Source organism: Streptomyces sp. 7R007 (assembly GCF_054850255.1).
The window spans coordinates 62,730-84,951 of the sequence record NZ_JBTWMV010000030.1 but is presented as its reverse complement, the minus strand read 5'-3'; the positions used below and the strand labels follow the sequence as shown (position 1 = coordinate 84,951).

Annotated in this window: 23 protein-coding genes; 17 read left to right on the top strand and 6 right to left on the bottom strand. The window is 72.0% G+C overall.

Annotation, left to right across the window (positions count from 1 at the left end):
- The first annotated feature begins 51 nt into the window (after positions 1-51).
- Positions 52-702, top strand: a complete 651-nt coding sequence (locus tag ACYF6T_RS31155; protein ID WP_461700645.1) for a thymidine kinase — start codon at positions 52-54, stop codon at positions 700-702.
- 4 nt (positions 703-706) lie between these two features.
- Here ACYF6T_RS31155 and ACYF6T_RS31150 read toward each other — a convergent pair whose 3' ends face one another.
- The gene (locus tag ACYF6T_RS31150) at positions 707-1,510 is read right to left on the bottom strand and encodes a VOC family protein (protein WP_461700641.1); all 804 of its coding nucleotides are present in this window, start codon (positions 1,508-1,510) and stop codon (positions 707-709) included.
- 289 nt (positions 1,511-1,799) lie between these two features.
- On the opposite strand from ACYF6T_RS31150, the gene ACYF6T_RS31145 reads away from it, so the two are divergent.
- Complete coding sequence (locus tag ACYF6T_RS31145; RefSeq protein ID WP_461700639.1) at positions 1,800-2,648, top strand: sulfurtransferase; 849 nt, start codon at positions 1,800-1,802, stop codon at positions 2,646-2,648.
- Between the two features lie 64 nt (positions 2,649-2,712).
- On the opposite strand, the gene sepH is transcribed toward ACYF6T_RS31145, so the two are convergent.
- From sepH to ACYF6T_RS31130, 3 genes are all read right to left on the bottom strand, one after another.
- Complete coding sequence (sepH, locus tag ACYF6T_RS31140; protein ID WP_461700638.1) at positions 2,713-3,753, bottom strand: septation protein SepH; 1,041 nt, start codon at positions 3,751-3,753, stop codon at positions 2,713-2,715.
- Positions 3,754-4,157: 404 nt separating this feature from the next.
- Complete coding sequence (locus ACYF6T_RS31135; RefSeq protein WP_461700637.1) at positions 4,158-5,477, bottom strand: D-arabinono-1,4-lactone oxidase; 1,320 nt, start codon at positions 5,475-5,477, stop codon at positions 4,158-4,160.
- Positions 5,437-6,675, bottom strand: a complete 1,239-nt coding sequence (locus ACYF6T_RS31130) for an MFS transporter (RefSeq protein WP_461700636.1) — start codon at positions 6,673-6,675, stop codon at positions 5,437-5,439. Before ACYF6T_RS31130 ends, ACYF6T_RS31135 begins: the two co-directional genes overlap by 41 nt.
- 213 nt (positions 6,676-6,888) lie before the next feature.
- Here ACYF6T_RS31130 and ACYF6T_RS31125 point away from each other — a divergent pair, with 213 nt between their 5' ends.
- Together ACYF6T_RS31125 and ACYF6T_RS31120 are read left to right on the top strand one after the other, a co-directional pair.
- The gene (locus ACYF6T_RS31125; RefSeq protein WP_461700635.1) at positions 6,889-8,016 is read left to right on the top strand and encodes a ferrochelatase; all 1,128 of its coding nucleotides are present in this window, start codon (positions 6,889-6,891) and stop codon (positions 8,014-8,016) included.
- Between the two features lie 8 nt (positions 8,017-8,024).
- Positions 8,025-8,840, top strand: coding sequence for an inositol monophosphatase family protein (locus tag ACYF6T_RS31120; protein WP_461700634.1), 816 nt, complete (start codon positions 8,025-8,027; stop codon positions 8,838-8,840).
- A gap of 81 nt (positions 8,841-8,921) precedes the next feature.
- Here ACYF6T_RS31120 and ACYF6T_RS31115 read toward each other — a convergent pair whose 3' ends face one another.
- Complete coding sequence (locus ACYF6T_RS31115; RefSeq protein ID WP_461700633.1) at positions 8,922-9,086, bottom strand: hypothetical protein; 165 nt, start codon at positions 9,084-9,086, stop codon at positions 8,922-8,924.
- Between the two features lie 443 nt (positions 9,087-9,529).
- Here ACYF6T_RS31115 and ACYF6T_RS31110 point away from each other — a divergent pair, with 443 nt between their 5' ends.
- The 4 genes from ACYF6T_RS31110 to ACYF6T_RS31095 all read left to right on the top strand — a co-directional run bounded on the left by ACYF6T_RS31110 (position 9,530) and on the right by ACYF6T_RS31095 (position 13,068).
- The gene (locus tag ACYF6T_RS31110) at positions 9,530-10,183 is read left to right on the top strand and encodes a response regulator transcription factor (protein WP_003993508.1); all 654 of its coding nucleotides are present in this window, start codon (positions 9,530-9,532) and stop codon (positions 10,181-10,183) included.
- Positions 10,184-10,188: 5 nt separating this feature from the next.
- Positions 10,189-11,427, top strand: a complete 1,239-nt coding sequence (locus ACYF6T_RS31105) for a sensor histidine kinase (RefSeq protein ID WP_461700621.1) — start codon at positions 10,189-10,191, stop codon at positions 11,425-11,427.
- Between the two features lie 392 nt (positions 11,428-11,819).
- The gene (locus ACYF6T_RS31100) at positions 11,820-12,116 is read left to right on the top strand and encodes a DUF4193 domain-containing protein (RefSeq protein ID WP_005481602.1); all 297 of its coding nucleotides are present in this window, start codon (positions 11,820-11,822) and stop codon (positions 12,114-12,116) included.
- A gap of 13 nt (positions 12,117-12,129) precedes the next feature.
- Positions 12,130-13,068, top strand: coding sequence for a hypothetical protein (locus tag ACYF6T_RS31095; RefSeq protein WP_461700612.1), 939 nt, complete (start codon positions 12,130-12,132; stop codon positions 13,066-13,068).
- On the opposite strand, the gene ACYF6T_RS31090 is transcribed toward ACYF6T_RS31095, so the two are convergent.
- Entirely contained in the window at positions 13,069-13,533 is a 465-nt protein-coding gene (locus ACYF6T_RS31090; protein ID WP_461700611.1) for a DUF3093 domain-containing protein, read from the bottom strand.
- 58 nt (positions 13,534-13,591) lie between these two features.
- Here ACYF6T_RS31090 and ACYF6T_RS31085 point away from each other — a divergent pair, with 58 nt between their 5' ends.
- The 9 genes from ACYF6T_RS31085 (at position 13,592) to ACYF6T_RS31045 (ending at position 22,111) form a co-directional block, all read left to right on the top strand.
- Positions 13,592-14,176 carry a PaaI family thioesterase gene (locus ACYF6T_RS31085; protein ID WP_461700609.1) on the top strand — a complete coding sequence of 195 codons (585 nt, stop codon included), beginning with the start codon at positions 13,592-13,594 and terminating at the stop codon, positions 14,174-14,176.
- Complete coding sequence (dut, locus tag ACYF6T_RS31080) at positions 14,173-14,715, top strand: dUTP diphosphatase (protein WP_461700608.1); 543 nt, start codon at positions 14,173-14,175, stop codon at positions 14,713-14,715. The genes ACYF6T_RS31085 and dut overlap by 4 nt, the downstream gene beginning before the upstream one ends.
- 1 nt (position 14,716) lies before the next feature.
- Positions 14,717-15,475, top strand: coding sequence for a DUF3710 domain-containing protein (locus ACYF6T_RS31075; protein ID WP_461700607.1), 759 nt, complete (start codon positions 14,717-14,719; stop codon positions 15,473-15,475).
- A 132-nt stretch (positions 15,476-15,607) separates the two neighbouring features.
- A complete protein-coding gene (locus ACYF6T_RS31070; protein ID WP_461700605.1) occupies positions 15,608-16,795 on the top strand; it encodes an alginate lyase family protein in 1,188 nt (395 codons plus the stop codon).
- A 61-nt stretch (positions 16,796-16,856) separates the two neighbouring features.
- On the top strand, positions 16,857-17,552 hold the full coding sequence (locus ACYF6T_RS31065; protein ID WP_461700604.1) for an ABC transporter ATP-binding protein: 696 nt from the start codon (positions 16,857-16,859) through the stop codon (positions 17,550-17,552).
- A gap of 132 nt (positions 17,553-17,684) precedes the next feature.
- Positions 17,685-20,228 (top strand): ATP-binding protein, encoded by a 2,544-nt coding sequence (locus ACYF6T_RS31060; RefSeq protein ID WP_461700603.1) that lies wholly within the window; start codon positions 17,685-17,687, stop codon positions 20,226-20,228.
- Positions 20,225-20,911, top strand: coding sequence for a response regulator (locus tag ACYF6T_RS31055; protein ID WP_461700601.1), 687 nt, complete (start codon positions 20,225-20,227; stop codon positions 20,909-20,911). The genes ACYF6T_RS31060 and ACYF6T_RS31055 overlap by 4 nt, the downstream gene beginning before the upstream one ends.
- 45 nt (positions 20,912-20,956) lie before the next feature.
- Positions 20,957-21,355: an OB-fold nucleic acid binding domain-containing protein gene (locus ACYF6T_RS31050; protein WP_461700600.1), complete on the top strand. Its 399-nt coding sequence runs from the start codon at positions 20,957-20,959 to the stop codon at positions 21,353-21,355.
- A 3-nt stretch (positions 21,356-21,358) separates the two neighbouring features.
- The gene (locus ACYF6T_RS31045; protein ID WP_461700599.1) at positions 21,359-22,111 is read left to right on the top strand and encodes a DUF3159 domain-containing protein; all 753 of its coding nucleotides are present in this window, start codon (positions 21,359-21,361) and stop codon (positions 22,109-22,111) included.
- The last annotated feature ends 111 nt before the right edge of the window (positions 22,112-22,222 follow it).

Sequence of the window (22,222 nt, the reverse complement as noted above, 5' to 3'; positions counted from 1 at the left end):
GCTCCTGAAGCCCGTCCGCTCACCCGCCTGCCGAAAGGTGCTCAACCGCCCATGCCCGAACTGGTGTTCTTCTCCGGAACGATGGACTGCGGGAAGTCGACGCTGGCTCTGCAGATCGGGCACAACCGGTCGTCGAGGGGCCTGCAGGGCCTGTTCTTCTCCCGCGACGACCGCGCGGGGGAGGGCAAGCTCTCCTCGCGGCTCGGCCTGGTGACGGAGGCGGTCGAGGCGAAGCCGGAGATGGACCTGTACGGCTATGTCGTGGACCAACTGTCGCAGGGCGGCCGGGTCGACTACGTCATCGTGGACGAGGCGCAGTTCCTCGCCGTGGAGCAGATCGACCAGCTGGCGCGGGTCGTGGACGACCTGGGCCTGGACGTCTTCGCGTTCGGCATCACCACCGACTTCCGCACCAAGCTGTTTCCCGGTTCGCAGCGGCTGATCGAGCTGGCGGACCGGATCGAGACGCTCCAGGTGGAGGCCATGTGCTGGTGCGGGGCGCGGGCCACGCACAACGCCCGCACGGTGGGCGGCGAGATGGTCGTGGAGGGCGAACAGGTCGTCGTCGGAGACGTCAACCGCCCCGGCGCGGAGGTCGGTTACGAGGTGCTGTGCCGACGCCACCACCGGCGCCGTATGACGAGCGCCTCCGCGCACTCGGCCGCCCTCTCGCCGGACGTCCTGCCGGTCGCCGCCGACTGAGCGCTCAGCGCGGGTCCTCGACGAGCGCGAACATCGCGCCCTCGGGGTCGGCCACCGTCGCCACCCTGCCGTGGGCGCTGTCCTTCGGCGGCCGCAGCACCTGGCCGCCCAGCCCCGCCAGCAGGTCCGTCGCCTCGTCGGCGTCGGCCACCTGGAAGTACGTCATCCAGTGCGGGCCCCGGTCGCGCGGCAGGGCGTTGCCCACGCCGTGGATGCCGGCGACCGGACGGCCGTCGAGGTGGAGGGTGACGTAGTCGAAGTCGGCGGAGACGACCGGCTCCTCCTCGTAGCCGAAGACCGTCTCGTAGAACTTGGCGACGCTCGCGGTCTCGAAGGTGATCAGTTCGTTCCAGGCGGGCGTGCCGGGCACGCCGCTGAGGGCCGTGCCGCGGTGCGCGGCGCCCTGCCAGACGCCGAAGACCGCGCCGGAGGGGTCGGAGCCGATCGCGAGCCGGCCGGCCTCGGCCGCGTCCAGCGGGCCCACCCCGATGGTGCCGCCGCACAGCCGGACCGTCTCCGCGGTCAGGTCGACGTCGTCCGAGGCGAGGTACGGCGTCCAGGCGACGGGCAGGTGCCGGTCCGGCGGCAGCTGGCCGATGCCGGCGACCTCCTGACCGTCCAGCAGGGCGCGTACGTACGGGCCGAGCTGCTGCGGGCCCGGCTCGAACTCCCAGCCGAACAGCTCCTGGTAGAAGTCCTCGGTCGCGCCCAGCCCGTGCGCCATCAGGCTCACCCAGCAGGGCGCGCCGGGCGCGTGCCCAGCGTGCGTCTCGCCGTTCGGGCCGGCCGGCTCCCGTGCCTCGGTCATCGTCACTCTCTCCTCGACCCCTCGCGGTGGCCGTGTCGCGTCCGCTTCCCGGATCCCCGTGCCGATGCTCGCACCACCCGGGGTGCCGTGCGCTCCGGGCGCGCCCGCCACGCCGAGCCCCGTGTCCGGAGCATGCCCGGTGTGCGGTTGCCCGTCCGTTTCCGCGCGTTGGCCGACGGATGTCGATCCGTTGTACAGCATGTGGCCGAACCCGCACGCCTCGTGATCGGGCCTGCCCGGCGGAGCAGAGTAGCCGGACATCGACGACGCGGCCACCCCGTGCGCGAGGATGGTCGCCATGAACGCCATCATCACCGCATCCGAACTCGCGAGCGACCTGGCGGGCCCGACCCCGCCCGTCCTGCTCGACGTCCGCTGGCAGCTCAGCCTCGCGCAGACGCCCTTCGACGGCCGGGCCGAGTACGCCGCCGGGCACCTCCCGGGCGCCGTGTACGTGGACCTGGACACGGAACTGGCGGCCGGGCCCGGCGAGCGGGGCCGGCACCCGCTGCCCGACCTGGAGGTGTTCGGCGCGGCGATGCGCCGGGCGGGCGTGTCGGCCGGGACGCCGGTGGTCGTCTACGACGGCGGACTGGGCTGGGGCGCGGCCCGCGCCTGGTGGCTGCTGCGCTGGACGGGTCACCCGGACGTGCGGGTCCTCGACGGCGGGTTGCCGGCCTGGGAGGGGCCCTTGGAGACGTCGGTGCCGACGCCGGCGGAGGGCGACTTCCGGCCGGTCGCGGGGGAGACGGGGCTGCTGGACCCCAACGGCGCGGCGGCGCTGGCGCGTTCGGGGGTGCTGTTGGACGCGCGGGCCGGGGAGCGCTACCGCGGCGAGGTGGAGCCGATCGACCGGGTCGGCGGGCACATCCCGGGCGCGGTCTCGGCGCCGACGAACGAGAACGTGGGGGAGGACGGCCGCTTCCTGCCGGCCGAGCGGCTGGCGGAGCGGTTCAAGTCGCTGGGCGCGGGCGAGGGTTCGCACGTCGGCGTGTACTGCGGCTCGGGCGTCTCCGCGGCGCACGAGGTGCTGGCGCTGGCGGTCGCGGGGATCCCGGCGGCGCTGTACGTGGGCTCGTGGTCGGAGTGGTCCTCGGACCCGTCCCGGCCGGTGGCCGTGGGACCGGACCCGCAGTAGCCGTACAGAGGGCATGGGAAAGGGCCGCACCGTGAAGGCGCGGCCCTTCTCCTCCTCCGGCCGGCTACTCCTGCTTCTTGCGGCGCGTGCCGAACACGATCTCGTCCCAGCTCGGCACCGCCGCGCGGCGGCCGGGACGGACGCCGTCGGCCTCGGCCTGCCGGTCGGTCGCGCCGATGAGGCGGTCGCGGTGGCTGCCCACGGAACGCGGCATGAGCACGTCCGCGTAGGCGGAACCGGCGGAGGCCGCGGGCGCCGGAGGCTCCTCCGCCTCGGGCTCGGCGGGCGGCTCCTCCGCAGGCGTCTCGGAGGGGCGCTCCGGGACCACCAGGTCGCCCCGGAAGCTCGGCACCGCCTCCAGCAGGCTGGTCAGCGAGTCGCGTTCGCTCGTGCTCTCCTCGGCCGCCTCGGACGGCTGCGCCGGCAGGCTCGGCCGCTCGCGGTCGAGGGAACGGTCCAGCGGGCGGTCGCGCGGCAGCCGGGCGATGCGCGGTACGAAGGGGAAGCTGGGCTCCGGGGAGGCCGCGAGGTCGTCGGACTCGCCGATCAGCGAGCGCGCCTCGTCGTCGACGGCCTGGACGAGCCGCCGGGGCGGGTCGTACGTCCAGCTCGCCGAGTGCGGTTCGCCCGCGACCCGGTAGACCAGCAGGACCTCCCAGGTGCCGTCGTCGCGGCGCCACGAGTCCCACTGCACGGTGTCCTTCTCGGCCCCGCGCAGCAGCAGCCGCTCCTGGACGGCCTCGCCGAGCTGGGGTCCCGCGGCGTTCTCGCCGGGACGGCGGACCGGGGTCTTGCGGGCCCGCTCGGCCATGAACGCGCGCTCCGCGAGGACGGGGCCCTCGAAACGGCGTACCCGGTCGACGGGGATTCCCGCCAGCTGCGCGACTTCCTCCGCGGTGGCACCGGCGCGTATCCGCGCCTGGATGTCGCGGGGGCGGAGATGGCTCTCGACCTCGATCTCGATCTGACCGAGGCGCGGGCGGTCGCCGCGGACCGCGGCGCGCAGGCGCTCGTCGATCGGAAGCGTGTACTCCGTTGAGTCGGCAGCCTTCAGCACCAGCCGTGTGCCGTCATTCGAGACGGCCACGACACGCAGTTCGGGCATGGGGACCTCCCGGGTGGTGCCTGCCGACGTCACGTGCGTCGCTGCTTCCGCTAGTCGAGTGTGGCCTGCCCGGGTGCAGCCTGCCACAACCTTGCCGAGTTGCCCGGCGTGTCGGGCACGGGCCCTGGATCGCCGTTATGGCACGGTTACCTATTCGCAACGCTAAGTGACCAACTCCGTCACCCTGTGCAACTAGCCCCCTCCCGGCGGTCCTTGAAGGCCACGGACGCCCTGGCGGGAGACCTGACCCAGGGCTCGCAACAGTACTCCATTCGGACCACGTGCGTGGATTGGCTCGCCGCCCAACTTCTGGCAAGAACCGTCACCCGGCCGTCCGTTGAGCGGTTGCCCGGATCTTGGACGTGGCACACCTCACGCGATCACCGCAAGCGGAACCGGCGGTTTCAGGCCCCCAACACCCGGCGCAGGTAGTCGTTCTGGAACCGGCGCTCCGGATCCAGCCGGTCCCGCAGCGCCGTGAACTCGCCGAACCGCGGGTAGACCCCCGCGAGGTACTCGGCGTCGCGCGTGTGCACCTTGCCCCAGTGCGGCCGGCCCTCGTGCGCGGTGAAGATGCGCTCGGCGGCGGTGAAGTACGCCTGATAGGGGGTCCCCCGGAACATGTGGACGGCGACGTACGCGCTGTCGCGCCCGGACGCGGTCGACAGCGTGATGTCGTCCGCCGGCGCCGTGCGCACCTCCACCGGGAAGCTGACCCGCAGCCCGGAGCGGTCGACCATGGCCTTCAACTCGCGCAGGACGCCGGTCACCGCGGCCCGCGGAACGGCGTACTCCATCTCCACGAACCGCACCCGGCGCGGCGATGTGTAGACCTTGTAAGGAATGTCCGTGTACGTCCGCGCGGACAGCGCCCTGCTGGAGATCCGCGCGATCGCCGGAACGGTCGCCGGCACCGCCCGCCCGACCCACTGGGCCACCTGGAAGACGCCGTTGGAGAGGAACTCGTCCTCGAACCAGCCCGCGAGGGGACTCACCGGCTGCTCCGGTCCCGCGCTGCGGTTGTTGCGCTTGGTGTTGGTGTTGCCGGTGTGCGGGAACCAGTAGAACTCGAAGTGCTCGTTCTCGGCCCACAGTTCGTCGAACTCGGCGAGCACCCGGTCGAAGGGCATCGGCTCCTCGCGGGCGGTGAGCAGGAAGACCGGCTCCACGGCGAAGGTGATCGCCGTGACGATGCCGAGCGCGCCCAGGCCGATGCGGGCGGCGGCGAAGACGTCCGGGTTCTCCTTCTCGGAGCAGGTGAGCACCGAGCCGTCGGCGGTGACCAGCTCAAGAGCCCTGATCTGCGCGGCGATCGAGGCGGACTCGCGGCCGGTGCCGTGCGTGCCGGTGCTGGTGGCGCCGGAGACGGTCTGCTCCATGATGTCGCCCATGTTGGTGAGCGACAGCCCCTCGCGCGCCAGGGCCACGTTGACCCTCTTGAGCGGGGTGCCGGCCTCCACCGTGACGGTCATGGCGTCGCGGTCGATCTTGCGGATACCGGTCAACAGTTGAGGGCGGATCAACACACCGTCGGTCGCGGCGATGGACGTGAACGAGTGCCCCGTACCGACCGCCTTCACGGTCAGCCCGTCCTCGGCGGCCTGCCGCACCGCCGCGGCCAGCTCCGCCACGGACGCCGGAGCGACCTCCCGCGCGGGGCGGGCGGCGACATTGCCGCCCCAGTTACGCCACGTGCCGTTCTTCCCGCTCGCTGTGCTGCTCAACGGTGCCTCCCCGACGCGGAGCCGGCCTGCTGAGCCGGCGGTACCCCAGGAAACCGACCGCGACCGCGACGGCCCCGGACACCGCCGGAACCCCGTACCCGGCCCGCGCCCCGGCCGCGTCGATGACCCAGCCGGCCACGGAGGAGCCGAGCGCGACGCCGACCGCGAGCCCGGTGCTCACCCAGGTCATGCCCTCGGTCAGCTTCGCGCGAGGTACGTGCTCTTCGATCAGGGACATCGTCGTGATCATCGTGGGAGCGATGGACAGACCCGCGGCGAAGAGCGCCACGGCCAGAAACGGCAAGTTTCCGACCAGTAGGAGGGGGATCATACTCACGGCCATCGCGCATATGCCCAGGAGCCAGCGACGCTGGGGCGCCCCGGTGAACCGCAACAGCCCGAACACCACGCCCGCCACGCAGGAACCGGCCGCGTACAGGGCCAGCACCACGCTCGCGGCCGCCTTGTGCCCCCGCTCGTCGGCGAAGGCGACCGTCACCACGTCCACCGCGCCGAAGATCGCGCCGGTCGCCGCGAACGTGGCCACCAGGACCTGCAGCCCGGGGGAGCGCAGCGCCGAGCCGCCGCCGTGCTTCTCCCGGGGATGCGGCGCGGGCTCGGTGGCCCGCTGCGCGGTCAGCCAGAAGACCCCGGCGGCCAGGAAACAGGCCGCCAGCAGGGGCCCGGCCTCGGGGAACCACGCCGTGGACAGCCCGATGGAGACGATCGGCCCGAAGATGAAGCACACCTCGTCGACCACGGACTCGAAGGAGTACGCGGTGTGCAGCTTCGGAGTGCCCCGGTACAGGGCGGCCCACCGCGCGCGGATCATCGCGCCGAGGCTCGGCACGGACCCGATGCCGGCGGCGCACACGAACAGCACCCAGTCCGGCCACCCGAAGCGCGTGGCCAGCAGCAGCCCCGCCGCCGAGGCGAGCGCCACCGCCGTCGCGGGCCGCAGCACCCGCCGCTGCCCGTACTGGTCCACCAGCCGGGAGATCTGCGGCCCGATCGCCGCGGCGGCCAGCGCGATGGTCGCCGACAGGGCGCCCGCGAGCCCGTAGCGCCCGCTGATCTGCGAGATCATCGTGACCACGCCGATGCCCATCATCGACAGCGGCATCCGGCCGAGGAAGCCCGCGGCGGAGAAGCCCTTGGAGCCGGGAGCGGCGAACAGGGCGCGGTAGGGGCTGGGCACGGCGGGCTCCGGTCGGGAAAGGGCGGCGGCTCGGTGGCACGCGGAACGTCCGTACGGCGCCCGGTCGTCAGGCGCGTACATCGGTAAGGCGTGTATGTGGCTGATACAGCTTACGAGTCAGGTCACCCTGACGCACCCGTCCGGACGGTCCGGGAACCCGCCCGGTCACCCCGCCGTTTCCCGGCTGTCGGTACCGGATGACAGGATCGACCCATGCCAGACGCGCTCGATGCCAGCCCCTACGACGCCCTGCTCCTGCTCTCCTTCGGCGGCCCCGAGGGCCCGGACGACGTGATCCCGTTCCTGGAGAACGTCACGCGCGGGCGCGGGATCCCCAAGGAACGCCTCAAGGAAGTGGGCGAGCACTACTACCTGTTCGGCGGGGTCAGCCCCATCAACGACCAGAACCGCGCCCTGCTGGACGCCCTGCGCAAGGACTTCGCCGGGCACGGCCTGGACCTGCCGGTCTACTGGGGCAACCGCAACTGGGCGCCGTACCTGACGGACACCCTGCGCGAGATGGTCGCCGACGGACGCCGCCGCATCCTGGTCCTGGCCACCAGCGCCTACGCCTCGTACTCCGGCTGCCGCCAGTACCGCGAGAACCTGGCCGACGCCCTCGCCGCCCTGGAGGCCGAGGGCCTCGACCTGCCCCGGATCGACAAGCTGCGGCACTACTTCAACCACGAGGGCTTCCTGGAGCCGATGACCGAAGGCGTCCTGGCGTCCCTCGCGGACCTGCCCGAGGACGTCCGGGCCGGCGCCCACCTCGCCTTCTCGACCCACTCCATCCCCACCGCCTCCGCCGACACCTCCGGTCCGGTCGAGGGCCACGGGGACGGCGGCGCGTACGTCGCCCAGCACCTGGACGTGGCCCGTCTGATCGCCGAGGCGGTCCGGGAGCGCACCGGCGTCGCCCACCCCTGGCGGCTGGTCTACCAGTCCCGCTCGGGCGCCCCGCACGTCCCGTGGCTGGAGCCCGACATCTGCGACCACCTCCAGGCGCTGAAGGAGGACGGTGCCCCCGCGGTCGTGATCGCTCCCATCGGCTTCGTCTCCGACCACATGGAGGTCCTCTACGACCTCGACACGGAGGCCAAGGCCACCGCCGAGGAGCTCGGCCTGCCCATGCGCCGCTCGGCCACCGTCGGCGCCGACCCGCGCTTCGCCGCGGCCGTCCGCGATCTGGTCCTGGAACGCGCGGCGACGGAGCGGGGCGAGCCGGTCACCCCCTGCGCGCTCGGCGCCCTCGGCGCGAGCCACCACCTCTGCCCGGTCGGCTGCTGCCCCGGCCGCGCCCCGCACCCCGCCGCCGCGGGCGCCGACAGCCCTTACGCGTGAGGAGCCCCGTGACCGACCCCCTCCACCAGGAACTGCTCGCCCTCGCCCAGGAGGCGGCCCGCCGCGCCGGCGACCTGCTCCGGGACGGCCGCCCGGCCGACCTCGCGGTGGCCGCCACCAAGTCGAGCCCCATCGACGTGGTCACCGAGATGGACATCGCGGCGGAGAAGCTGATCACCGACCTGATCTCCGCCCGCCGCCCGGACGACGGCTTCCTCGGCGAGGAGGGCGCCGACACCGAGGGCACCAGCGGCGTCCGCTGGGTGATCGACCCCCTCGACGGCACGGTCAACTACCTGTACGGCCTGCCGACCTGGGCGGTGTCCATCGCGGCCGAGCAGGACGGCGAGACGGTGGTCGGGGTCGTCGCGGCCCCCATGCGCGGCGAGACGTACCACGCGGTGCGCGGCGCCGGGGCGTGGGCCACGGGGGCCTGGGCGGGCGAGCGCAGGCTGCGCTGCCGCCCGGCGGCGCCCCTGGACCAGGCCCTGGTCTCGACGGGCTTCAACTACGTCACCGAGGTCCGCGCCCACCAGGCGGAGGTGGCCGCCCGGCTGATCCCGCTGCTGCGGGACATCCGCCGCGGCGGCTCGGCCGCGGTGGACCTGTGCGACCTGGCCGCGGGCCGCCTGGACGGCTACTACGAGCGCGGTCTGAACGCCTGGGACTACGGCGCGGGCGACCTCATCGCCCGGGAAGCGGGCGCCCTGACCGGTGGACGCCCCTCAGAGCGCCCCTCACGCGCCCTGACGGTCGCGGGCACCCCGGGCGTCTTCGAGCCCCTCCAGCAGCTCCTGGAGGACTTCGGCGCCTGGCACGACTGACCCGCGAAGGCCCGAGCACAAGACGGGACCCGGCTCTGGATCAAGCCGGGTCCCGCCTTTGCGCTCACGAGCGATCAGACGCTACGCGCCGACCTCCACACCATGCTCGGCAGCGAGGCGACGCAGATCATCGAGCTCGCTCTGCTCCACCTCGACGAGGAAGTCGTCGCCCTCGTCACGAGCCCGCGTCAGGTCGGACTCGGTCGCCTTTATGCGCTGCAGAAGTCCTGCGGTGAATGCGTCCATGCTGCGCCCCCTCGTCCTGGGTCGTGGGTCGGTGGCACGGGGGTGTGCCGTTCGGAAGGGGCGATCACGACTCCATCAGGTGCCCGGCACAGCCGCGCCGGGGAGCGGCGTCGGTGCCGGACACCCACGCCCACTCTGCGGAAAGCGGATTGCGCCGTGCCGCTTGGTGCTGCGGCACTAGCAGAGCGTGATCGCGGGGTATGAACCGTCCTCCCCCCGCTCCCTTCCACGGAAACCTCAACCGGGGAAGAAAATCCCGCATTCCCGTGCCTCACACCTGTTCTTCATCCGGTGCACAGCCCGCGCCCACCCGTCTTACAGCCGACTTACGGCCGAAAAGGGCAGGATGGAGGCACACACACCCGAAGACCCCTGCAAGAAGTCTGCAAGAACCGCGCAGGGACCCCGAGCCCCACCAGGCCCCGTCAGGAAGGACAAGGGACGTGCGCGTACTCGTCGTCGAGGACGAGCAGCTGCTCGCCGATGCGGTGGCCACCGGACTGCGCCGGGAGGCCATGGCCGTCGACGTCGTGTACGACGGTGCGGCCGCCCTGGAGCGCATCGGCGTCAACGACTACGACGTGGTCGTCCTCGACCGCGACCTCCCCCTCGTGCACGGCGACGACGTCTGCCGCAAGATCGTCGAGCTCGGCATGCCCACACGCGTGCTGATGCTCACGGCCTCCGGAGACGTCAGCGACCGTGTGGAGGGCCTGGAGATCGGCGCCGACGACTATCTGCCCAAGCCCTTCGCGTTCAGCGAGCTCATCGCCCGCGTGCGCGCCCTCGGCCGGCGCACCAGCGTGCCGCTGCCGCCCGTCCTGGAGCGCGCCGGCATCAAGCTCGACCCCAACCGCCGCGAGGTCTTCCGCGACGGCAAGGAGGTGCAGCTGGCGCCGAAGGAGTTCGCCGTGCTGGAGGTGCTGATGCGCTCCGAGGGGGCCGTCGTCTCCGCCGAGCAGCTCCTGGAGAAGGCCTGGGACGAGAACACCGACCCCTTCACCAACGTCGTGCGCGTGACCGTCATGACCCTGCGCCGCAAGCTCGGCGAGCCGCCCGTCATCGTCACCGTGCCCGGCTCGGGCTACCGGATCTGATCCCCGTGGCCGCAACCCCGGCGCCTCCCCAGGCGCCCCCGAAGCCCACGTGGGACCCCAGGCGCCCGGAACCCCCCTTCCCCTGGCTGCGCCCGACCATCCGGATAAGGCTCACGCTGCTGTACGGCGGGATGTTCCTGATCGCCGGGATCCTGCTGCTGTCGATCATCTATCTGCTCGCCGCCCAAGCCCTGCACGAGGGCAGCGGCCAGTCGTTCTCGGTGACCGGAAACAACCTCGACATCACCAGCACCACCTGTCCCGCGCTCAACACCGCTCCCGACAGCGAACTGAACTCGGTGCTCAAGCAGTGCGACGCGGTGCAGCGCCAGCACGCGCTGGACGACCTGCTCAGCCGCTCCCTGCTGGCCCTGCTCGGTCTCGCCGTGATCGCGTTCGCCTTCGGCTACGCCATGGCCGGCCGGGTGCTGTCGCCGCTCGGCCGGATCACCCGGACCGCGCGCGCGGTGGCCGGCTCGGACCTCTCCCGCCGGATCGAGCTGGACGGCCCCGACGACGAGCTCAAGGAGCTGGCCGACACCTTCGACGACATGCTGGAGCGATTGCAGAGGGCCTTCACGGCCCAGCAGCGCTTCGTCGGCAACGCCTCGCACGAGCTGAGAACCCCGCTCGCGATCAACCGCACCCTCCTGGAAGTGCACCTGTCCGATCCGAACGCGCCGGTGGAGCTTCAGCAGCTGGGCAAGACACTGCTGGCCACCAACGAGCGCAGCGAACAGCTCGTCGAGGGCCTGCTGCTGCTCGCCCGCAGCGACAACCAGATCGTCGAGCGCAAGCCCGTCGACCTCGCCGAGGTCGCCGAGCAGGCCATCGACCAGGTGCACGCCGAGGCGGAGGCCAAGGGCGTGGTGATCCGCGGCGAGCAGAAGCCGGCGGTCGTCCAGGGCAACGGCGTGCTGCTGGAGCGGATCGCGCTGAACCTCGTGCAGAACGCCGTGCGGTACAACGTGCCGGAGGGCGGCTGGGTGGAGGTCACCACGGAGCTCCAGCACGGCCAGGCGGTCCTCGTGGTGTCGAACACGGGCCCGGTCGTCCCGGCGTACGAGATCGACAACCTCTTCGAGCCGTTCCGGCGGCTGCGCACGGAGCGCACGGGCAGCGACAAGGGCGTCGGGCTCGGGCTGTCCATCGTGCGGTCGGTGGCGCGGGCGCACGGCGGGCACATCACGGCACAGCCGCGTGAGGGAGGCGGCCTCGTGATGCGCGTCACCCTGCCGGTCTGAGATCATGCCGCGACACACGAGGATGTTCGCTTTGCGCGGAATTTTCTGGGCACCCGGCGAGCTGGTCCGTGTGTGATCGATCACAAGGGCGAATTTCCGGCCATCTACTCTCCGTGATCATGCAGGCCGCCGGAAAGCCGGGAAAATCCGGGTTTTCGGGGGTCGTGATCACGGGAAGTACAGGGTGAGACGCCTTTGAAGAGCGGCATTGGGACCGTGTACGGTCCGGTTCGCCATCCAAGCCGATCACTCTTGAGGAGTCCGGTTGGGTGTCGATTGAGTAACAGACCTTGATGTGAGGCAAAATCTCCGCCTCGGGTCGGGCACAAGTCCGGCCTCTCACGCGTTACGTGCGCTGGAGACACCGCAGACACCCAGAGGGGGAGAGCGACATGGCAACGGATTACGACACCCCACGCAAGACCGACGACGACGTCGACTCGGACAGCCTTGAAGAGCTCAAGGCCCGGCGGAACGACAAGTCGACCTCCGCTGTGGACGTCGACGAGTTCGAGGCCGCGGAGGGCCTGGAGCTGCCCGGCGCGGACCTCTCGAACGAGGAGCTGGCCGTCCGGGTGCTGCCCAAGCAGCAGGACGAGTTCACCTGCATGAGCTGCTTCCTGGTGCACCACCGCAGCCAGCTGGCCCGGGAGAAGAACGGTCAGCCGATCTGCCGCGACTGCGACTGAGGCAGGGTCGGCCGTGACCGGCTCGACCCCTCCCCGGAAGCGCCGCTTCCCCCTGCCGGGAGCGGACAAGGGGCCGCACGCAGGCCCCCAGCGCGCGCGTGACGACGAGCGGGGCCCATCCGGGACCGAGTCCCAGGGATCGGCCTCGCTCGAACCGGCGGCCGGCGGGGCTGACCTCCCGGCGCCGCCGCCGGGCCATCCCGCGCCCGTCGCGAGGCGACGGGCGGCGGTGATCCGGGACAAGGCCCGGGAAGGCGTCCGCAAAGGCGGCAGCCGCGCCAGGGCGGCCCTGGCCTACCTCGCGGACCGGATCATCGAGAACGCCCCGCGGATCCCCGTACGCGACCTCGCGACGCTGCGCAGGCAGTTCCCCGGGCTCACGCCCGAGCAGCTCGCCGACAAGCTCGTGGCGGGCGCGGCCAACGCCACCTCCACGGTCGGCGCGGGCATCGGCGCGGCGGCGATGCTGCCCGTACCGCCGGCGATGCCGACGGAGCTGGCCGCCGAGATCACCGGCGTGGCCGCGATCGAGCTGAAACTGATCGCCGAACTGCACGAGGTGTACGGCGTACGGCCGCCCGGCACCCTCGCCCAGCGCAGCACCGCCTACCTGAACTCCTGGTCGGGGGAGCGCGGCATCGACGTCACCAAACCGTCGAGCATCGCGGGGGCCGTCAACGGCCCCATGAAACAGCAGCTGCGCCAGCAGATCATGAAGCGCGTGGTGCGCGACCTGCCGAACCTGATGCCCTTCATGGTGGGCGCGGCCGTCGGCGCCGTCATGAACCGCCGGGACACCAAGAAGCTCGCCGCGCGCATCCGCGCCGACCTCAGGAAGATCCAGGTGCCCTGGGACGCCCTGCCCGAACTCCCGCCGCTGGAGACGCCCGAGAACCCGCTGACGATCGGCGACGTCTCCCGGGAACTGGGACCCGGCACCTCCGGCCGCTGACTACGCGACGGCCTCCCGCGCCGCCTTGAGGACCTCCGCCAGCCGCTCCGGCTCCCGCGTCGACAGGTACAGGTAGGGCGTCGGGTCCTCGGGGTCGGTGACCTCCACCCGCAGCGCCGTGGGGATGTAGGCGCGCAGCAGCAGGAAGGCGCGCACGTCGGCCTTGTGGGTGCGCCAGGCCCGCGCCTCCTCGGCGTCCAGGACCTCGGCCGCGCCCAGCGCCGTCACCGGGATCTTCGCCTCGCCCGCGATCAGCGCGCCGTTGACCACGCGGATGCGCACCGAGCCGTACGAACTCGCGACGACCGCCGCCACGGCCGTGCCGCCCACCAGTCCGCCGAGCATCGGCAGGGTGCCGAAGGGGAGGAAGACCAGGGCGAACGAGACGCCGATCAGGAACGACACCAGCCACCAGGAGCGGGGGGCGGTGAGGCGTTCTTCGTAGGAGGTGGCGGAGAGCTGCATGGAGCCAAGCTTGGCACGGTGTCCGGAATACTCCGACGCGCGGGTAAGGTCTGCGGCTGTGAGTGGTACTTCTCCGGCTCTGAGGCCCCCCGCCGACGCGGTGCGACCGGTGCGGCACCCCGAGGCGCCCGCGCCCGGCGAGCCGCTCGGCGCGCACTACGGCCAGTGCTTCGGCTGCGGCGGCGAGCAGCCGCACGGCCTGCACCTGCAGGCGCGGGCCGGCGAGGGGGTCGGCGTCACGGCCGAGTTCACCGTGCGGCCCGCCCACCAGGGCGCCCCGGGCCTCGCGCACGGCGGTGTGCTCGCGAGCGCCCTGGACGAGACCCTCGGCTCGCTGAACTGGCTGCTGCGGGCGATCGCCGTGACCGGGCGGCTGGAGACGGACTTCGTGCGGCCGGTCCCGGTGGGCAGCACCCTGTACCTGACCGCCGAGGTGACGGCGGTGGCCGGCCGCAAGATCTACTCGACCGCCGTCGGCCGCCTGGACTCACCCGAAGGCCCGGTCGCGGTCCGCGCCGACGCCCTCTTCATCGAGGTCAAGGTCGACCACTTCATCGACAACGGCCGCCCGGAGGAGATCCGGGCCGCCATGAACGACCCGGACCAGATCCGGCGAGCCCGTGCCTTCGAGGTGAACCCGTGAGCCGTGACCCCGTGAACGTACTGATCCGGCGCGTCGACCCCGACGTACCGCTTCCGTCGTACGCACATTCCGGTGACGCGGGAGCGGATCTGCGCACCACCGAGAGCCGTGAACTGAAGCCCGGGGAGCGGGCCGTGCTGCCCACGGGGGTGTCCATCGCGCTCCCTGAGGGGTACGCGGCCTTCGTGCACCCCCGATCCGGTCTCGCCGCCCGCTGCGGTGTCGCTCTCGTGAATGCCCCGGGGACGGTTGATGCCGGGTACCGTGGGGAGATCAAGGTGATCGTGGTGAATCTCGACCCGCACGAGTCCGTACGGTTCGAGCGCTTCGACCGGATCGCCCAACTGGTCGTCCAGCAGGTCGAGAGGGTCCGCTTCCAGGAGGTCGCGGAGCTTCCCGGCTCGGCGCGGGCCGAGGGGGGCTTCGGGTCCACCGGTGGCCACGCTGCCGTGGAAGGCACAAGCGGTGAGGCCGCCGTGGGCGGCACGACGGGTGGGAATCGATACGCTTCGGTCGTATCCGACCGGGAAGGACAGTGACGTGTTCGGACGTCGCAAGAAGAAGGGTGCCGCCGAGGACGCGGCCGGCGAGGCCGAGCAGGTCGTCGACAGTGTCGACACTGAGGCGGACGAAGAGGGCGAGCGCGAGCGGGTGAGGCTCGAACCCGAGCCGCGGCCCGACGGCCCCTGGGACAGCTCCGAGGTGCGCGAGCCCGGCGAGGGCCGCGTGGACCTGGGCGGACTCTTCGTGCCCGGGGTCGACGGCATGGAGCTGCGGGTCGAGGTCGCGGGCGACGCGATCGTCGCGGCGACCGTCGTGCTGCGCGACAGCGCCATCCAGCTCCAGGCCTTCGCCGCGCCCAAGCGCGAGGGCATCTGGGGCGAGGTGCGCGAGGAGATCGCCGCGGGCATCACCCAGCAGGGTGGCATCGTGGACGAGGTCGAGGGTCCGCTCGGCTGGGAGCTGCGCGCCCAGGTGCCGGTCCAGCTGCCGGACGGCACGGGCGGCTTCCAGGTCGTCCGGTTCGTCGGCGTGGACGGCCCGCGCTGGTTCCTGCGCGGGGTGATCTCGGGCCAGGGCGCCGTGCAGCCGCAGGCGGCCGGGCTGCTGGAGCAGATCTTCCGGGACACGGTCGTGGTCCGCGGCGAGGGCCCGATGGCGCCCCGCGACCCGATCGTCCTGAAGCTGCCGAACGACGCCCAGATGGTCCCCGAGGGCGTCCAGCAGGAGGAGGGCTCCCGCTTCTCCGGCGGCATGGGCCAGCTGCAGCGCGGACCGGAGATCACCGAGGTCCGCTAGGAAGCCGTGGCGAGAAGGGCCGTACCCCTGGTTGGGTGCGGCCCTTTTCGTGTGCGCGCACCCTTGACGGCGTATTGGTCTGTACCTATGGTCTCCGCCTAACGCCTGAGTTCATAAGGGCGCTCCTTGTTCATGTACGAGAACGGAGCCGCTGTGCGTAGACCCGCCTTCCTTGTGATCGTCACCGCCCTCGTCGCCGCTGCCCTGACCCGCCCCGCCGGCGCCGCCCCCACCACCTTCGTCCACCCCGGAGTCACCGTCTCCGCCGCCCAGCTGGACTTCGCGCGCGCCGAGGTCGCGGCCGGCGCCCAGCCCTGGAAGGGCGCCTTCGACCAGATGCTGGCGAGCAGGTACGCCGACCTGAACCGCACCCCGAAGCCACGGGCGACCGTCGAGTGCGGCTCGTACTCGAACCCCAACTACGGCTGCACCGACGAGCGCGAGGACGCGATCGCCGCCTACACCGACGCCCTCGCCTGGTACATCACCCGCGACGACCGGTACGCGAAGAAGTCGATCCAGCTGATGGACGCCTGGTCCGCGGTGATCCAGCAGCACACCAACAGCAACGCGCCCCTGCAGACCGGCTGGGCGGGCTCCTCCTGGCCCAAGGCCGCCGAGATCATCAAGTACACGTACACCGGGGGCTGGCCGAACGCCGGCCGCTTCGCCACCATGCTGCGGGACGTCTACCTCCCCGAGGTGATCAACGGCTCCAACTCCAACGGCAACTGGGAGCTGTCGATGATGGAGGCCGCCGTCGGCATCTCCGTCTTCCTGGAGGACCGCATGTCGTACGACAAGGCCATGGCGAGGTTCCGCACCCGCACCGCCGCCTACGTCTACCTCGCCTCCGACGGCGACCTGCCCAGGACCGTGCCGAGCCAGAACCTCGACACCAAGGCGAAGATCGTCGCCTACTGGCAGGGGCAGTCCACCTTCGTCACCGGGCTGACCCAGGAGACCTGCCGCGACTTCACCCACACGGGCTACGGCATCTCGGCCATCTCGCACGTCGCCGAGACCAGCCGGATCCAGGGCCAGGACCTCTACGGCACCGACGTCGGCGAGCGGCTGCGCCAGGCGCTCGGGTTCCAGTCCAAGTACCAGCTGGGCGCCGCCGTCCCGAGCTGGCTGTGCGGCGGCTCGCTCACCCTCGGCCTCGGCCCGGTCACCGAGGTCGGCTACAACGCCCTGCACAACCGGCTGGGCATCGCCATGACCAACACCCAGACCCTCACCCGGCAGCAGCGCCCGGCCGGCAGCAACAACCTGTTCGTCGCCTGGGAGACGCTCACCCACGGGGACAACCCGAACTGAAACCGTTGAACGGCCGGGCGCCGCACGGCGATACTGGCGCCCGGTCGACGGGGGGAGCGACATGAACGGCCAGGTGGCCACCGAGACCATGGTGCGCATCGACGGCGTCCACAAGTCCTACGGCCGTGGAGCGGCCACCGTGCACGCCCTGCGCGGCGTGTCCTTCGAGGTGCCGCGCGGCGAGCTCGTCGCCCTCAAGGGGCGCTCGGGGTCCGGCAAGACGACCCTGCTGAACATCGTCGGCGGGCTCGACACACCGGACGAGGGGCGGGTCGAGGTCGACGGGCTCGACCTCGCCGGCCTGGACGAGGACGGGCTGCTGGCGCTGCGCCGCGACCGCGTCGGCTTCGTCTTCCAGTCCTTCGGGCTGATCCCCATCCTCACCGCCGCCGAGAACGTCGGCGTCCCGATGCGGCTGCGCCGGGCCGACCCGCGCGAGCGCGAGGAGCGTGTCGAGCTGCTGCTGTCCCTGGTCGGCCTCGCCGACCACGCCGCCCAGCGGCCCGGCGAGCTCTCCGGCGGCCAGCAGCAGCGCGTCGCCATCGCCCGCGCGCTCGCCAACGACCCCGCCCTCCTGATCGCCGACGAGCCGACCGGCCAGCTCGACGCCGAGACCGGGCTCGCGGTGATGGAGCTGCTGCGCGCCGTCGTCCACAGCGAACGGGTCACCGCCCTGGTCGCCACCCACGACGCGACCCTGCTCGACCTGGCCGACCGCGTTCTGGAACTGAGCGACGGCGAGATCGTCGAGCACTGAGCGCTCGCCGAGCGCTGGGCGTCAGAGTTGTGTCAAAGACCGCTCCCCTGGACGGCCACGGCACCGTTTGCCCGATTGCCGGCCGTAAGGTCGACGCTGCGTGGGCGGCAGTGACCGGAAGACAATGAGGCCATGGGACGCGGCAAGCTTCGGATCTACCTCGGTGCGGCACCGGGCGTCGGCAAGACGTACGCGATGCTCTCCGAGGCGCACCGGCGCGTCGAGCGGGGCACCGACTGCGTGGTCGCCTTCGTCGAGCACCACGAGCGTCCCCGCACCGAGGTGATGCTGCACGGCCTGGAGCAGGTGCCGCGCAGGGAACTGCGCCACCGGGACGCCGTCTTCACCGAGATGGACGTCGACGCGGTCCTGGCCCGGCGTCCGCGGGTGGCCCTGGTGGACGAGCTCGCCCACACCAACGTCCCCGGCTCCCGCAACACCAAGCGCTGGCAGGACGTCGAGGAGCTCCTCGCCGCCGGCATCGACGTCGTCTCCACCGTCAACATCCAGCACCTGGAGTCCCTCGGCGACGTCGTCGAGTCCATCACCGGCGTACGGCAGCGGGAGACGGTGCCGGACGAGGTCGTACGCCGTGCCGACCAGATCGAACTGGTCGACATGTCGCCCCAGGCGCTGCGCCGCCGGATGGCGCACGGCAACATCTACACACCGGACAAGGTCGACGCCGCCCTGTCCAACTACTTCCGCCCCGGCAACCTCACCGCCCTGCGCGAGCTGGCCCTGCTGTGGGTGGCCGACCGGGTCGACGAGTACCTCCAGCAGTACCGCAGCGAGCACCGGGTGCAGAGGATCTGGGGCTCGCGCGAGCGGATCGTCGTCGGGCTGACCGGCGGTCCCGAGGGACGCACGCTGATCCGGCGCGCCGCGCGCCTCGCGGAGAAGGGCGCCGGCGGCGAGGTGCTGGCGGTCTACATAGCCAGCAGTGACGGGCTGACCTCCGCCTCCCCGAAGGAACTCGCGCTCCAGCGCACCCTGGTCGAGGACCTCGGCGGCACCTTCCACCACGTCGTCGGCGACGACATACCGGCCGCGCTGCTCGCCTTCGCGCGCGGGGTCAACGCCACCCAGATCGTGCTCGGCGTCTCGCGCCGCAAGAGCTGGCAGTACGTCTTCGGGCCCGGCGTCGGCGCCACCGTCGCCCGGGACTCCGGTCCCGACCTCGACGTCCACCTCATCACCCACGCCGAAGCCGGCAAGGGGCGCGGACTGCCGGTGGCCAGGGGCGCGCGGCTCGGCCGCTCCCGCATCATCTGGGGCTGGGCCGTCGGCGTGGCCGGCCCGGTGATCACCGCGGCCCTGCTCAACGCGGTCCACCTCGGCCTCGCCAACGACATGCTGCTGTTCCTGTCGGTGACGGTGGCGGCGGCCCTGCTCGGCGGGCTCCTCCCGGCGCTGGCCTCGGCGGCCGTGGGCTCCCTGCTGCTGAACTACTTCTACACCCCGCCCCTGCACCGCTGGACCATCGCCGACCCCAAGAACATCGTCGCCATCGTGATCTTCGTGGCCGTCGGGGCCTCCGTCGCCTCGGTCGTCGACCTCGCCGCCCGGCGCACCCACCAGGCCGCCCGGCTGCGCGCCGAGTCGGAGATCCTGTCCTTCCTCGCGGGCAACGTGCTGCGCGGCGAGACGGGCCTGGAGGAGCTGCTGGAGCGGGTGCGCGAGACGTTCGGCATGGAGTCGGCGGCCCTGCTGGAGCGCGGCAGCGACGTCGACCCGTGGACCTGCGCGGGCCGCGCCGGGCTCGGCCGGCCCGTGGAGCGGCCGGAGGACGCCGACGTGGACGTGCCGGTCGGCGACCACATGGCGCTGGCGCTCACCGGCCGGGTACTGCCCGCCGAGGACCGGCGGGTGCTGGCCGCGTTCGGCGCGCAGGCCGCCGTCGTACTGGACCGCCGGCGGCTGCAGGAGGAGGCCGAGCGGGCGCGGGCGCTGGCCGAGGGCAACCGCATCCGCACCGCCCTGCTGGCCGCCGTCAGCCACGACCTGCGCACGCCGCTGGCCGGGATCAAGGCGGCCGTCTCCTCGCTGCGTTCGGACGACGTGGCCTGGTCCGAGGAGGACCAGGCGGAGCTGCTGGAGGGCATCGAGGAGGGCGCCGACCGGCTCGACCACCTGGTGGGCAACCTGCTGGACATGTCCCGGCTGCAGACCGGCACGGTCACCCCGCTGATCAGGGAGATCGACCTCGACGAGGTGGTGCCGATGGCGCTCGTCGGGGTGCCCGAGGACAGCGTCGAGCTGGACGTGCCGGAGACCCTGCCCATGGTCGCCGTCGACCCCGGGCTGCTGGAGCGGTCCATGGCCAACCTGGTCGAGAACGCCGTCAAGTACAGCCCGCGCGGCGGGCCCGTCCTGGTCGCCGCCAGCGCCCTCGCCGACCGGGTCGAGGTGCGGGTGGTCGACCGCGGACCGGGCGTGCCCGACGAGGCCAAGGAACGCATCTTCGAGCCCTTCCAGCGCTACGGCGACGCCCCGCGCGGCGCCGGGGTCGGGCTCGGCCTCGCCGTCGCCCGCGGTTTCGCCGAGGCCATGGGCGGCACCCTCAACGCCGAGGACACCCCCGGCGGCGGTCTCACCATGGTGCTCACGCTCCGCGCGGCCGGCTCGCGCCCGCAGGAACCCGTCCCGGCACCGGCAGAAAGGCAGGTCACATGACCCGGGTGCTCGTGATCGACGACGAGCCGCAGATCGTGCGCGCCCTCGTGATCAACCTCAGGGCCCGCAAGTACGAGGTCGACGCGGCCCACGACGGCACCACCGCCCTCGAACTCGCCGCCGCCCGCCACCCCGACGTGATCGTGCTCGACCTGGGCCTGCCCGACATGGACGGCGTCGAGGTGATCAGGGGGCTGCGCGGCTGGACCCGCGTCCCGATCCTGGTGCTCTCGGCCCGGCACACCTCCGACGAGAAGGTCGAGGCGCTGGACGCCGGCGCCGACGACTACGTCACCAAGCCGTTCGGCATGGACGAGCTGCTGGCCCGGCTGCGGGCCGCCGTCCGGCGCGCCGAGCCGGTCGGGGCGGGCGAGGACGAGGTGACGGTGGTGGAGACCGAGGCGTTCACCGTCGACCTCGCCGCGAAGAAGGTCAACCGGGACGGCAGGGACGTACGGCTGACCCCCACGGAGTGGCACCTGCTGGAGGTGCTGGTGCGCAACACCGGGCGGCTGGTCGGCCAGAAGCAGCTGCTGCAGGAGGTGTGGGGGCCGTCGTACGGGACGGAGACGAACTACCTGCGGGTGTACATGGCCCAGCTGCGCAGAAAACTGGAGGCGGACCCGTCGCATCCCCGGCACTTCATCACCGAACCGGGGATGGGATACCGGTTCGAGCGCTAGGGCCGCGGGTACGAAGCTGTCAGTGTGCCCCGGTACGCTTCAAGCATGAGTGCTGTTCCTCGTTCCGAAAAGCCGGTGGGCCGGTTCCGGCGCATGCTCGACCGGCTCTCCTCTTCGCAGGAGGACCTGGAGTCCGAGGAGCTGCGGGAGGACGCCGAGACCTCGGGCTGTACGCGCATCGGTGACTGCCACGACCGGCAGATCGTCACGGTTACTGGTACCTTGCGCACGGTCACGCTGCGCCCGCGTGCCGGAGTCCCGGCCCTGGAGGCCGAGCTGTTCGACGGCTCCGCCGCGCTGGACGTGGTGTGGCTCGGCAGGCGCTCCATCGTGGGGATAGAGCCGGGGCGCAGGCTGATCGCATCGGGCCGGATCTCGATGAGCCGGGGCCGCCGGGTGCTGTTCAACCCGAAGTACGAACTGCGACCCCTCGGACGGGAGTAGCCGGTGACGTCTGTCGACAAGCCGACCGAAGACACTCAGCAGGACGACGCGGCACGGGCGGTGACCGAGGCCGCGCTGTTCGAGGCCTTCGGCGGCGTGCGCGGCATGGTCGAGACGGTGCTGCCGGGGCTGCTGTTCGTCACCATCTTCACGATCAACAAGAACCTGCACTGGTCGGCGATCGCCGCGCTCGTCGTCTCGCTGGTCCTGGTCGTGGTCCGGCTGGCGATGCGGGACACCGTCAAGCACGCCTTCAGCGGCGTCTTCGGCGTCGTGTTCGGCGTGTTCTTCGCGATGTTCACGGGCAACGCCAAGAACTTCTACCTGCCCGGCATGCTCTACACGCTGGGCCTGGCCGTGGCGTACATCGTCACGACCCTCGCCGGGGTGCCCCTGATGGGCCTCATCCTCGGACCGGTCTTCAAGGAGAACCTCTCCTGGCGCACCCGCAACCCCGGCCGCAAGAAGGCGTACGCCAAGGCCAGTTGGGCCTGGGGGCTGATCCTGCTCGCCAAGTGCGCGATCCTCTTCCCGCTGTACTGGTGGGCGAACACCGCGCAGCTGGGCTGGGTCCTGGTCGCCCTGAAGATCCCGCCCTTCCTGCTCGCCGTCTGGCTGACCTGGGTCTTCCTGGCCAAGGCGCCCGCTCCGATCGACGTCTTCGCGGAGCTGGAGGCGGAGGAGCAGGCCGAGAAGGAGCGGGCCGCCGCGGCGAAGACGGAGCCGACGGGCGGACGCCACCGCCGGGAGGCGTGAGCCGCCGGACGGCCTGACGCGCAAGGGCGCCCCTCGCGAGGGGCGCCCTTTGTCGTCGTACGCACGTCGTACGCACGTCGTACGCACGTCTTACGCGCGTCGTCCGCACGG